Source organism: Mycobacterium sp. 1245801.1, from assembly GCF_001673055.1.
Lineage (GTDB): Bacteria > Actinomycetota > Actinomycetes > Mycobacteriales > Mycobacteriaceae > Mycobacterium > Mycobacterium europaeum_A.
Window position 1 is genome coordinate 21,907 of sequence record NZ_LZKY01000273.1, and the last position, 12,662, is coordinate 34,568.

General features: G+C 69.0%; 8 protein-coding genes. 3 read left to right on the forward strand and 5 right to left on the reverse strand.

The genetic code is table 11. The annotated features are described in order from the left end of the window. Positions 1-255 precede the first annotated feature (255 nt). Positions 256-2,235 (forward strand): MFS transporter, encoded by a 1,980-nt coding sequence (locus tag A5622_RS17765; RefSeq protein ID WP_066880326.1) that lies wholly within the window; start codon positions 256-258, stop codon positions 2,233-2,235. Here the strand turns inward: A5622_RS17765 and A5622_RS17770 are convergent. Continuing rightward, positions 2,232-5,651, reverse strand: a complete 3,420-nt coding sequence (locus tag A5622_RS17770; protein WP_066880328.1) for a TM0106 family RecB-like putative nuclease — start codon at positions 5,649-5,651, stop codon at positions 2,232-2,234. The two genes, A5622_RS17765 and A5622_RS17770, sit on opposite strands and share 4 nt — an antisense overlap. 61 nt (positions 5,652-5,712) lie before the next feature. Continuing rightward, positions 5,713-6,315 (reverse strand): LppP/LprE family lipoprotein, encoded by a 603-nt coding sequence (locus A5622_RS17775; protein ID WP_066863897.1) that lies wholly within the window; start codon positions 6,313-6,315, stop codon positions 5,713-5,715. 180 nt (positions 6,316-6,495) lie between these two features. Between A5622_RS17775 and A5622_RS17780 the strand changes: the two genes are divergently transcribed. Both A5622_RS17780 and A5622_RS17785 read left to right on the forward strand, forming a co-directional pair. Next, complete coding sequence (locus tag A5622_RS17780) at positions 6,496-8,196, forward strand: DEAD/DEAH box helicase (RefSeq protein ID WP_066880330.1); 1,701 nt, start codon at positions 6,496-6,498, stop codon at positions 8,194-8,196. Beyond that, positions 8,193-9,335: an acyltransferase gene (locus tag A5622_RS17785; protein WP_066880332.1), complete on the forward strand. Its 1,143-nt coding sequence runs from the start codon at positions 8,193-8,195 to the stop codon at positions 9,333-9,335. The genes A5622_RS17780 and A5622_RS17785 overlap by 4 nt, the downstream gene beginning before the upstream one ends. Positions 9,336-9,344: 9 nt before the next feature. Here A5622_RS17785 and A5622_RS17790 read toward each other — a convergent pair whose 3' ends face one another. The 3 genes from A5622_RS17790 to A5622_RS17800 all read right to left on the reverse strand — a co-directional run bounded on the left by A5622_RS17790 (position 9,345) and on the right by A5622_RS17800 (position 12,650). Further along, positions 9,345-9,926 (reverse strand): TetR/AcrR family transcriptional regulator, encoded by a 582-nt coding sequence (locus tag A5622_RS17790; RefSeq protein WP_066880334.1) that lies wholly within the window; start codon positions 9,924-9,926, stop codon positions 9,345-9,347. Then, a complete protein-coding gene (locus tag A5622_RS17795; protein ID WP_197508042.1) occupies positions 9,926-11,167 on the reverse strand; it encodes a cytochrome P450 in 1,242 nt (413 codons plus the stop codon). The genes A5622_RS17790 and A5622_RS17795 overlap by 1 nt, the downstream gene beginning before the upstream one ends. Positions 11,168-11,282: 115 nt before the next feature. Continuing rightward, positions 11,283-12,650: an FAD-binding oxidoreductase gene (locus A5622_RS17800; RefSeq protein WP_066880338.1), complete on the reverse strand. Its 1,368-nt coding sequence runs from the start codon at positions 12,648-12,650 to the stop codon at positions 11,283-11,285. Positions 12,651-12,662 lie beyond the last annotated feature (12 nt).

The following is a 12,662-nucleotide window of genomic DNA, read 5'->3' on the forward strand; positions in this document are numbered from 1 at the left end:
CTGCAAATGGCGTTCTTTTCAGGCTAACGCGCCCGCGGGAAATCCCGACGTGTTATGCCCCCCGACCCGATCCTCAGCCGTCGGCCTATTGCCGCACCGGGAATAATGCAGGCTGGATGTCTGCGACGGTCCGCGCCGTTTCTCGATCCCCATGCTGTTTACCCGCCGGGTATCGCCTGCGTGGGCCGGTCCAGGCCGATCAGATGGGCCGAGACGACTGAACGGCATCGTCGGGAGCGAAACGAGGTGGGGTGGATGAGCACGGCTACGCCCCGCACGCCCGGGGGAGGGCGCGCGGGATCGGCGTCGCCCCGGGCCGCCAACCGCTGGGACTTTCTCACCCGGAGCTCGCCGCAGTCACAGAACCCCTGGAACCCGCTGTGGGCGATGATGATCGGCTTTTTCATGATCATGGTCGACTCGACCATCGTCGCCATCGCCAACCCGACCATCATGGGCAGCCTGCGCATCGGCTACGACACGGTGGTCTGGGTGACCAGCGCCTACCTGCTGGGCTACGCGGTGGTGTTGCTGGTGGCCGGGCGGCTGGGTGACCGGTTCGGACCCAAGAACCTGTATCTGATCGGCCTGGTGGTGTTCACCGTCTCGTCGGTGTGGTGCGGGCTGGCGGGCAGCGCGGCCATGCTGATCGCGGCGCGCGTCGTGCAGGGCGTCGGGGCCGGGCTGCTCACCCCGCAGACCTTGTCGACCATCACCCGGATCTTCCCGGCGGAGCGGCGCGGCGTCGCGGTGAGCCTGTGGGGGGCCACCGCCGGTGTCGCCAGCCTGGTGGGCCCGTTGGCCGGCGGTGTCCTGGTCGACAGCCTGGGATGGCAGTGGATCTTCTTCGTCAACGTCCCCATCGGCGTCCTCGGGCTGGGGTTGGCGTACTGGTTGATTCCGGTGCTGCCCACCCAGTCGCATCGCTTCGACCTGATCGGCGTCACCCTGTCCGGGATAGGGATCTTCCTGATCGTGTTCGGGCTGCAGCAGGGGCAGGCCGCGCACTGGCAACCCTGGATCTGGGCGTTGATCGTCGCGGGCGTCGGATTCATGACGGCCTTCGCGTTCTGGCAGTCGCTGAACGCCCACGAGCCGCTGATTCCGTTGGTCATCTTCAGCGACCGCGATTTCAGCCTGTGCAACGTCGGGGTGGCCATCATCTCGTTCGCCGCCACGGCGATGATGCTGCCGCTGACGTTCTACGCGCAGGCCGTGTGCGGGCTCTCGCCGACCCGCTCGGCCCTGTTGATCGCGCCAATGGCGATCGCCAACGGTGTCTTCGCGCCGTTCGTCGGCAAGATCGTCGACAAATACCATCCGCAGCCCGTGCTCGGTTTCGGTTTCTCGGTGCTGGCCATCGCGCTCACCTGGATCACCTTCGAGATGACACCGACGACGCCGATCTGGCGGCTGGTTATGCCGTTCTTCGCGATGGGCGTCGGGATGGCCTTCGTGTGGTCACCGTTGACGGCCACCGCGACGCGTAACCTGCCGCCGCACCTGGCCGGCGCGGGGTCCGCGGTGTACAACTCCGTGCGCCAGCTCGGCGCGGTGCTCGGCAGCGCCGGCATGGCCGCGTTCATGACCTGGCGGATCACCGCCGAGATGCCGCGCCAGCCGTCCGGCGACGCCGTCGGCGAGGACGCGCTCGCCCTGCAGTTGCCTGCGTTCCTGCGCGATCCGTTCGCCGCCGCGATGTCGCAATCGGTGTTGTTGCCGGCGTTCGTCGCGTTGTTCGGCATCGTCGCGGCGCTGTTCCTGGTGGGCTTTGCGCCCTGGTCGGGTGACGGCAGGGGCGGCGACGATCCGCTGCGACCCGACGACGACGTCGACGACGACTACGACGACGACGAGTACGTGGAATTCGTTCTGGTGCGCGAATCCGACGTCGAGCGCAGACGCGACCCCGAACCGCCCCGGCCGCCGGTCGACCGGCCGCGCCCGGCGTCCGCCGCAGTGCCGCGCCGCGGCCCGGCCGCGCAGCCCGAACCGATCGGCCACGCCCACAACGGGTCCCATGTCGACAGCGGCAAACGCCTGCGTCAGGTGGCGGTGCGGCGCTCGCCCAAGCCCCTCCCGCCGGGCGAGCGGCTCACCCGGCCCCCGCGCCGGCCCCATAGCGGTTCCGCGGGACGGTATCTCCCCGACGGTGAATCGCCGCGCGGTCACCATCACCGCTCGAATCCCGACGACGATCCCACCGGCTCGGGCCGGCACTCCTCGACCGGTTAGCCGGACCGCCGACCCGGCTGCGTGAGCGCCAGGAACGCGCCCAGGTCGATCAGGCCCGCGGGGGTGGCGGGCAGATACTCGGTCAGCGACGGCGAGCGCACGATCACGGCCGCAAACTGGGCCCGGCTCACCGCGACGTTGAGCCGATTCCTGTTGAGCAGGAACGAGATTCCGCGCGGCACCACGTCCGTGGACGACACGGTCATCGAGATGAAGACGACGGGCGCCTGCCCGCCCTGGAACTTGTCGACCGTCCCCACCCGCACCCCGTCGAGCCCAGCGGCGGCCAGCCGGCGGCGCAGCAGTGCCACCTGGGCGTTGTAGGGCGCCAGCACCAGCACGTCGGCGGCCGTCAACGCCCGGGTGCCGTGTTCGTCGGTCCATGACGCGCCGAGCATGCGGTCGATCTCGGCGACGATCGCGCTGGCCTCCTCGGGGCTTTCGGTCGAATTTCCTTGGTGCTCAACCGAAAGCAAGTGCAGGCCCGGTCGATACCCGTCGAGGCGTCGGGCGGCGGTGCATTCGTGGGAGTGCAGTCTGTCGTCGTAGGACAGCGCCGACACGGCGGCGCACACGGCCGGATGCATGCGGTAGGAGAGGTCCAGGAAGTAGCCGCGTGCGTCGGGCAGGGTGCGCTGACCGTCGACCAGCCACTCCAGCGCGGAGCCGTCCACCGGCTCCGGGTGCGTGCCCTGGCTGACTTGCGGCAACTGCGCAGGGTCGCCGAGCAGCAGCAGGTTGGCGGCGGCGGGTGCCACGGCGATGGTGTTGGCCAGGCAGAATTGGCCGGCCTCGTCGATGACCAGCAGATCCAGGCTTCCCGGCGGTATCCGATTGGCGTTGGCGAAATCCCAAGCGGTTCCGCCGATCACACATCCCGGCGTGTCGGCGAGAAACGCGGCGTAGGCGGCGCCGTCGATCTCCCGCCAGCGTGGGGCGTGGTGGTCGTAGCGCTTCTTCGCGATCCGGTGCGGATCCAGGCCGGCGTCGATCACGCAGTCCAGCACGTTCTCCACCGTGGCGTGTGATTGCGCGACGACACCGATGCGCCAGCCGCGTTGGGTGACCAGGTGGTGGATCACGCGGGCGGCGGTGTGGGTCTTGCCGGTACCGGGCGGCCCGTGCACCGCCAGGTACGACGAGTCCAGATCGAGTAGTGCCGCGGTGATGTCGGCGACGGTGTCGCCGCTGCGCGGGAGCGCAATGCCGCCCCGGGTGCGTGGCGCGCGGCGCAACAGCACGTCGACGACGGCGCTGTCGGGTAAGTGCGGCAAGCCGTCGGCCACCGCGGCGGCGGTGGCCTCGATCGACTCGCGCAGGGCCGTCGTCGGGATCGGTGGGCCGGGAGTCAACGCGAACGGCAGCTGGTGAAAGGTGTTGCCGTCACTGCCAACTCGCTCCAGGACCACCACTTCGGTGGGCACCGCCACATCGTCGGCCTCGACGACCGAGGCCCGCCCGGCCGCCCGCCGGTCCGGGCTGTCGCTCATGCCGGGCGGCGCCGGCGGGTGATAGAGCGCGAAGACGTCGCTCTTCAAATCCCCGCGCGCCAGCTCACCGCGCAGCCGCAGCCGCCGCTGCGGTTTGCGTGCCCGCGGCGGCGTGTGCCAGTCGAGGGCGACCAACGCGTGGTCGACGACGAACACGTCGGTGTTGTCGGCCCACTCCTCGATCGGGAAGTTCAGCCGGTCGAAATGCGCCCACCAGAAGGGTTTGTCCTCGCGCCGGTGGTAGCCGCGCGCCGCGCCCAGCAGCGCCACCGCGGTCTGCTGCGGGGTCCGGTCGTCGATGCCGGCCGCTCCGCTGAATGCGGACAGCGTCACCGCCAGTCCGTCGCGGTCGTCGACGGTGTTGCCGTCGGCCACCGGCTGGGCACCGACCGGTACAACGCCAGATTCGTAGGCGCGCAACATCAGCCAGTTCCGCAGTTCCTGCGTCGACCGGCAGTCGTAGTGGTTGTAGTCCTCGATCTCCTTGAGCACGGATGCCGCCTCGTCGCCACGCCCGTCCTCCCGGAGTTCGCAGTACCGGGCGTAGGAGGTGATCGAACCGGTGGCGGTGGTCACGTCACCCGCGCGTAGTTGGGCGCCCATGTAGAGCGGCTCGAGCGCCTTGAGGCTGAACGACTCGGCGCCCACGCGAATGCTCCTGCGCACCAACGGGTAAAGGTCGACCAGCGTCCCGCTGCGCAGCAGTTCGTCGACTTCGTCCTCGCCCACTCCGTAGCGCCCGGCGAGCCGCAACAAGGCGGTCTTTTCGTAGGGCGCGTAGTGGTAGATGTGCATGTTGGGCCGGCGTTTGCGGCGTTTGGCCACCAGCGCCAAGAAGTCGATCAGCGCCTTGCGTTCCTCGGCCCGGTCGTGCGCCCACAGCGGGCGGAACTTGCCCGTCGGCCCGGCTTCGAGCACACCGAACAGATATTCCAGCCCCCATTCGCGACCATCGGTGGTCCACAGCGGGTCACCCTCGAAATCGAAGAACAGGTCTCCCGCGTCGGGCTCGGGCAGCAGGGCCAGCGGCTGCGGGTCGATGACCTCGACCTGAGGAACGCCGGTTTCCCGTTGGCGCACCTGTAATTTCGCCTGGACGGTCAGTTTGTCCAGCACGCCGCCCGCCAGGTCGGGCACCGGCCCGCGATGCTCGGCCAGCTCGGCGACCGTGCTGATGCCCGCGTCAAAGAGCTTGTCGCGCTGGCCCACTCGCAGGCCGGCGACCAGTAACACGTCGTCGGCCGCCCGCAGCTGTTCGAGGCATAGGGGACAGTGAAAGCACGCGGCCACGCCGTCGTCGTCCCAGCGCACCGCCGCGCCGGCGGCGTAGTGGTCGTCGAGGAGGCGCTGCAGCCGGGCGCGCTGGGAGCGGTAGACCGGGATCAGGTCGCAGGTCCGGTGCCGCACCGCGGTCCCGTCGCCCAGCCGTAGTTCGGCCTCCGGCGCGACCGGGACGCCCGAGGCGGCCAACGCGTCGGCGTAGGCGGCCACCTGCAACAGCGCGGTGACCTTGGCCGAGCGGGCCAGTTTGGTGTCCACGACGCGATACCGCTGCCCGTCGCGGATCAGAAAATCGGCGAAGCCGACGAAGCGGCCGTCGAACATGGCGGCTTGATAGATCACCGGCGCACGGCCGGCGACGGCGCGGCCGGTGGCTTCCGCGGCCGCGGTCAGGCCGGCGGGCGTGTAGGCGGGGCGGCCGATGATCGCGACGTCCTGCCCGAACCGGTCGCGCAGCGAGGCCAGTTCGCGCCGCTCGTGTTCGCTACCGAGGGCGGCCGTCCGCGTGAGCAGTTCGTCCTCTACGGTGACCGCCGGGCCGCGCCCCAGTTTCGCGTCGAAATCCCGCAGCAGCGCGTATTCGCAGCGGGCCGCGGCGGCCAGATCCGATGCGCTGTAAACGATGCTGTCGCCGGAGACCAACACTCGAGCCACAGTAGGCCAGCGCTCCGACATGACGGTCACACCGGGCGGGCGTGCCCGGAGATCAGTGGGCGGGCGTATTGCCGATCAGCTCGACGGCGTTGCCGTTCCAGTGGAATTTCACATTGGTGTTCAGGCCGTTGATCCCGCTGGGGTAGGTCAGCGCCACGGTGTCGCCCGTGGTTTGCGCGGGGTCGACGCCGTTGAATCCGTAGGTGTCGGGCACGCCCTGGGGGATGAACTGGCCGAGGTGAAACAGCACCGCACGGGTAGTCGGGCTGACCGCGTTGGTGTTGGCCTTGATGATGACGGCCGAGAGCTGCGCGCACTGGTTGTAGTTGCCGGCCAGCGGTTCGGGGTTCCAGGGCTGCTGGCTGCGCGGGTCGCGGGGCAGCTCGGACACCACCTTCGCGATGGTGGGCGAGGCGAGGTTGACCGCGCAGGGGTCGGCCGGCGGGGCGTTGCCGGGCTGGGCGGCCGCCGACGGGGTGGCCGGAGCCGTGATCGACGCGGTCTCCGACGTCCTGGCCGGCGGCGTCTTGGCGACGGTGGAGTCGCTCGAACCGCAGCCGGCCAGAGTGAAGGCGATGAGAGCGATAGCGGCCGAGCCGGTCAGTGGCTCGGTACGACAGGGCAACGACCACACATCTGGGCACCGTACCGTCATCGGGTGCGAGGTCGTGGCAGGCATGGCCGGGTGTGCCGATGATCACCTGATCGGCCGCCTGGCCATAGACCCGCAGCGCTCAGCGTCCGCTGAGCTCGCGGTCACCACGGGGCCCTCGGGTGGTGACCCGCAGCGCTCAGCGTCCGCTGAGCTCGCGGTCACCACTAGACTCCTTGGACGATGACCCTCCCGGACAGCTCGACTGAAGCTGCCTCACCGACGTTTGCCGACCTGCAGATCAATCCCTCGGTCCTGCGGGCGATCGCCGACGTCGGCTACGAATCGCCCACCGGCATCCAGGCCGCGACCATCCCGGCGCTGATGGCCGGCTCCGATGTCGTCGGGCTGGCCCAGACCGGCACCGGCAAGACCGCCGCGTTCGCGATCCCGATCCTGTCCAAGATCGACGTCACCAGCACCGCCACCCAGGCGCTGGTGCTCGCCCCGACCCGCGAACTCGCCCTGCAGGTGGCCGAGGCGTTCAGCCGGTACGGGGCCCACCTGCCCAAGATCAACGTGCTGCCGATCTATGGCGGCTCGTCCTACGGCGTGCAGCTGGCCGGGCTCCGCCGCGGCGCCCACGTGGTGGTCGGCACACCGGGCCGGGTGATCGACCACCTCGAGCGCGGCACCCTGGACCTGTCCCACGTCGACTACCTGGTGCTCGACGAGGCCGACGAGATGCTCACCATGGGCTTCGCCGAAGAAGTCGACCGCATCCTGTCCGAAACCCCGGAATACAAGCAGGTGGCGCTGTTCTCCGCGACCATGCCGCCGGCGATCCGCAAGATCACCACCAAATACCTGCACGATCCGCTCGAGGTCAGCACCAAAGCGAAAACCGCTACCGCCGAGAACATTTCGCAGCGCTACATCCAGGTCGCCGGCCCCCGCAAGATGGATGCGCTGACGCGGGTGCTGGAAGTCGAACCGTTCGAGGCGATGATCATCTTCGTCCGAACCAAACAGGCCACCGAGGAGGTCGCCGAAAGGCTGCGGGCCCGAGGCTTTTCGGCCGCAGCCATCAACGGGGACATCCCGCAGGGCCAGCGTGAGCGAACCGTGGCCGCCCTGAAGGACGGCAGCATCGACATCCTGGTCGCCACCGACGTGGCCGCGCGCGGGCTGGACGTGGAGCGGATATCGCACGTGCTCAACTACGACATCCCGCATGACACCGAGTCTTATGTGCACCGGATCGGGCGCACCGGCCGGGCGGGCCGCTCGGGAACCGCGCTGCTGTTCGTCTCCCCGCGCGAGCGTCACCTGCTCAAGGCGATCGAAAAGGCCACGCGCCAAACGCTCACCGAAGCCGAATTGCCCACCGTCGAAGACGTCAACGCCCAGCGGGTGGCCAAGTTCGCCGACTCCATCACCACCGCGCTCGGTTCTCCCGGGATCGACCTGTTTCGCAAGCTGGTCGAAGACTACGAGCGCGAGCACGACACCCCGATGGCCGACATCGCCGCCGCGCTGGCGCTGCAATCCCGCGACGGCGAGGAATTCCTGATGGCGCCCGAACCGCCGCCGGAGCGGCGCGAGCGGCGCACCGAACGTCGCGACCGCCCCGAAAGGCCAAGGAACGCAAAGCCCTTCGCCACCTATCGCATCGCAGTGGGTAAGCGGCACAAGATCGGCCCGGGTGCGATCGTCGGCGCCATCGCAAACGAGGGCGGGCTGCATCGCAGCGATTTCGGCCACATCGCGATCGGGCCGGATTTCTCCCTGGTGGAATTGCCGGCCAAGTTGCCCAAGTCGATCTTCAAACGCCTTGAGCACACCCGCATTTCGGGGGTATTGATCAACTTGCAACCGGAGCGGTCGTCCGCCAGGCCCCGCAGCCACGACGGTGGGAAGCCGCGCAGGAAACACGGCGGATGACGCTGTCCGAAGAACAAGACGCCCAGGGCGGCCTCGAGCAGACCTCTCGCGTCGACCGGGTCGCCTCGCTGACCGGGATCCGCGCGGTCGCCGCGCTCCTCGTCGTCGGCACCCACGCGGCCTACACCACCGGCAAATACACGCACGGCTATTGGGGCCTGGTCGGTTCCCGGATGGAGATCGGGGTACCGATCTTCTTCGTGCTCTCCGGCTACCTGTTGTTCCGCCCGTGGGTGAAGGCGGCGGCGAAAGGCGGTCGTTCGCCGTCGCTGAGTCGCTATGCGTGGCACCGGGTTCGGCGCATCATGCCCGCCTACGTCATCACGGTGTTGTTCGCCTACGTCCTCTACCACTTCCGCAATGCCGGGCCCAACCCCGGCCACAGCTGGCTGGGCCTGGCGCGCAACCTGACGCTGACGCAGATCTACTGCAACGGCTACCTCGGCAAGTACCTGCACCAGGGGCTGACCCAGATGTGGAGCCTTGCGGTGGAGGGATCGTTCTACGTCATCCTGCCGCTGCTGGCCTACCTGCTGCTGGTGGTGATCTGCCGGCGACAATGGCAGCCGAAGTTGGTGCTCGGCGCGCTGGCCGGGATGCTGTTGATCAGCCCGGCCTGGCTGGTGCTGGTGCACACCGATCACTGGTTTCCCGACGGGGCACGGCTGTGGCTGCCCACCTATCTGGCGTGGTTCCTCGCCGGCATGATGCTGACCGTGCTGCAGGAGATGGGGGTGCGCGGCTACGGGTTCGTGGCCATACCGCTGGCGGTCATCTGCTATTTCATCGTGTCCACGCCCATCGCCGGCGCGCCCACGACCTCCCCGGCGACGCTGAGCGAGGCGTTGTTCAAGACGTGCTTCTACGCCGTCATCGCCGCGCTCGCGGTGGCACCGCTGGCCCTGGGCGACGACCATGGTTGGTATTCGCGGGTACTGGCCAGCCGCCCGATGGTGTGGCTGGGGGAGATCTCCTACGAGATCTTCCTGATCCACTTGATCACCATGGAATTCGCGATGGACTACATCGTCGGCGCGCGGGTCTACACCGGCCCGATGCTGTACCTGTACGTCGCGACGCTGGTGGTGACGATCCCGCTGGCGTGGCTGCTGCACCGGTTCACCCGCGTGCGGGAGTGACCACGCCGGCTAGTCGCGGGCGGACACCGGCGTCACGATCGGGACGACGAATTCCTCGATCATCGCCCGCTCCTCGGCTTCGTCACGGCCCGGGTGGGTCAGCAGCGAAACGATCACCCGCACCATCCAGCGGCCGCGGCGTTCGATGACGGCGGGATCGTCGGGTCCCAGCGATTGCAGGAACGCCACCGCCAACGCCGCGATGACGTCGGACTGTCCGGCCAGTTCGCCACCTACCGGCGGGCGGGTGGTGGCGAACCAGGATGCCAGCGCCGGGCTTTCGCGAACCATCGCCAGCGTGACGAGGATGCTCGCGACCAGCCGTTCGCGTGGGTCCTCGATGTCGCCGGTGCGCGCGATGATCTCGCGGCCCAGCCGGTGGGTTTCGCGGTGGACGTAGGCGGTTCGCAGCGCCTCGCGGTTCTCGAAATACCGGTACAGCGTCGCGCGGGAACAGCCTGCGGCGCGGGCGATTTCGTTCATGCCGATCGAGTCGGAATCGCGCTGGGTGTAGAGCCGCTCGGCGGCGTCGAGGATCCGGTCGGCGGCCGCCTCGGTCCGGTGCGTGCCCAGCCAGTCGTTGCCTGCCATCAGGACGTCGTCCGGATCGGCACCGACAGCGGGCGCCGGACGTAGCTGCCGCCGGCCCAGACGATGCCGGATTCGTCCACCTCGAAGTCCGGGCACCGGGTCAGGAGTTCGGTCAGTGCGACGCGCGATTGCATCCGCGCGGCGGCGGCGCCCAGACAATGGTGTGCGCCGTGGCTGAACGTCAGGATGTTGCGGGGGCAGCGGGTGACGTCGAGTTCGCCTGCGTCCGAGCCGTATTGGCGTTCGTCGCGGTTGGCCGAGCCGTAGAGCAACAGCACCCTGCGCCCGGCCGGAATGGTGGTCTCGCCGACGGTCACGTCCCGGGTGACCGTGCGGGCCAGGCCCTGCACCGGTGAGGTCATCCGCAGCAGTTCCTCGACGGCATCGGGAATGCGGCCGGGGTCGTCCACCAACAGCTGACGTTGGTCGGGTCGTTCGTGCAGCAGCGGCATCGAACCGCCGAGCATGCCGGTGACGGTGTCGTTGCCGCCGGTGACCATGGTGAACGTGAACGCCAGGATCGACAGGGTGCCGGCGATGTCACCGTTGGCACCGACCCCGGCGGCCACCAGGTGCGAGATGGTGTCGTCCTCGGGTTCGGTCCGGCGCCGTTCGATCAACCCGGTGAAGTAGGCCATCATCGACCCGACGGCATCGCCGACGGTCTCCAGGGCGCCGGCGACGCCGCCTTCGGCGGTGTTGGCCGCGACGATGGCCTGGGTCCAGCCGTCGAACTGGGCCCAATCCTCCTCGGGCACACCGAGATAGTGGGCGACCACCATCGACGGCAGCGGCTTGAACAGCTCCGCGACGATGTCGCCGCCGCCGGCCGAACGCAACCCCTCGATGCGCTCGACGACGAACTCGGTGACCTTGGGCTCCACCGCCTCCACCTGCCGCGGGGTGAAGCCCCGCGACACCAGCTTGCGGAACTGCGTGTGTACCGGGGGATCCTGCATCACGAACGGTGGATTGTCCTGCAGCCCAATCAGTTCTAGGTCGTCATAGTTGACGGTCAGACCCTTGGCGGAGGAGAAGGTTTCGTGGTCGCGGGCCGCGGCCCACACGTCGGCGTGCCGGGAGAGCACGTAGTAGTCATGCTCGGGGTGGTTGGCCGGCACGACGTGGTGCACCGGGTCGTGGTCGCGCAGCGCGCGGTACATCGGCCACGGGTTGGGCCAGGTGTCGGCGGTGGCCAGCTGGAAAGCGACCGGCGCTTCGTGAGACATAACAGCAGCCATGTCTCATTCGTACGACAGTCGTGACGATATGTCAACCCTGCCGCACGCCGGGCGCCCCGCTGGCCGGGCGCCCACCACCGAGCGCCCGGCTGGCCGGGCACTCGAGAGCAAAGGCCTAGATAGCCGCGCCCGGGTTCAAAATGCCCTGCGGATCCAGCGCCTGCTTGATGCGCCGGTTGAGGTCCATCACGTCGGGGCCCAGATAGCCGGCCAGCCAGGGCCGCTTCAACCGGCCGACGCCGTGCTCGCCGGTGATGGTGCCGCCCAGGCCGACGGCGAGATCCATGATCTCGCCGAACGCCAGGTGCGCGCGTTCGGTCATGTCGGCGTCGGCGGGGTCGTAGACGATCAGCGGGTGGGTGTTGCCGTCGCCGGCGTGCGCGATCACCGAGATCATCAGGTCGCGTTCGGCGGCGATGCGCGCGATCCCGGTCACCAGGCGGCCCAGCGCCGGCAGCGGCACGCCGACGTCCTCGAGCAGGAGCGACCCCTTGGCTTCGACGGCCGGGATGCAGAACCGCCGGGCCACGACGAACGCCTCGCCCTCGTCGGGATCGTCGGTCGAAAAGACTTCCGTCGCAGCGTGTTCCGCGAATACTTCGGCCATGATCTCGGCGTCCTCGCTGCCGGCGCGGCCGCGCTCGTCCGATCCGGCCACCAGCATGGCGGCCGCCTCGCGGTCGAGACCCATGCGCAGGGTGTCCTCGACGGCGTTGATCGCCACCGAATCCATGAACTCCAGCATCGAGGGACGAAGCCGCGCGGTGACGCCGAGCACCGCCTCGACCGCATCCTCGACGGTGGCGAAGCTGGCCACCACGATGCTGGACGCGTTCTGCTTGGGCACCAGTCGCAGGGTCACCTCGGTGACGACGCCCAGGGTGCCCTCGCTGCCGACGAACAGCTTGGTCAGCGACAGGCCCGCAACGTCCTTCAACCGTGGCCCGCCCAGCCGCACGGCCGTCCCGTCGGCCAGCACGACCTGCATGCCCAGCACGTAGTCGGTGGTGACGCCGTACTTCACGCAGCACAGCCCGCCGGCGTTGGTGGCGATGTTGCCGCCGATGCTGCAGATCTCGAACGACGACGGATCGGGCGGATACCACAGGCCGTGCTCGGCGACGGCCTTCTTCACCTCGGCGTTGAACAGCCCCGGCTGGCATACGGCGGTGCGGGTCACCGGGTCGACGGTGATGTCGCGCATCTTCTCGGTGGACAGCACGATGCCGTCGTCCAGCGCGGTCGCCCCGCCGGACAGGCCGCTGCCGGCACCACGGGTCACGACGGGCACCCGGTGGGCGGTAGCCCAGCGCAGCACGGTCTGCACGTCTTCGGTGCGCCGCGGCCGCACCACGGCCAGCGGCTTGCCGGCCGACGGGTCGAAGGCGCGGTCCTGGCGATAACCCTCGGTGACGGTCGGGTCGGTGACCACCATCCCGTCGGGCAGATCGGCGATCAGGCCGGCCAGGGCGTCAGAGCTCACGGCCCGATCCTA

Coding starts and splice junctions, on each gene's coding strand:
- A5622_RS17765 (WP_066880326.1), top strand. CDS start 256: ATGAGCACGGCTACGCCCCGCACGCCCGGGGGAGGGCGCGCGGGATCG.
- A5622_RS17775 (WP_066863897.1), bottom strand. CDS start 6,315: ATGACGGTACGGTGCCCAGATGTGTGGTCGTTGCCCTGTCGTACCGAG.
- A5622_RS17780 (WP_066880330.1), top strand. CDS start 6,496: ATGACCCTCCCGGACAGCTCGACTGAAGCTGCCTCACCGACGTTTGCC.
- A5622_RS17785 (WP_066880332.1), top strand. CDS start 8,193: ATGACGCTGTCCGAAGAACAAGACGCCCAGGGCGGCCTCGAGCAGACC.
- A5622_RS17790 (WP_066880334.1), bottom strand. CDS start 9,926: ATGGCAGGCAACGACTGGCTGGGCACGCACCGGACCGAGGCGGCCGCC.
- A5622_RS17795 (WP_197508042.1), bottom strand. CDS start 11,167: ATGGCTGCTGTTATGTCTCACGAAGCGCCGGTCGCTTTCCAGCTGGCC.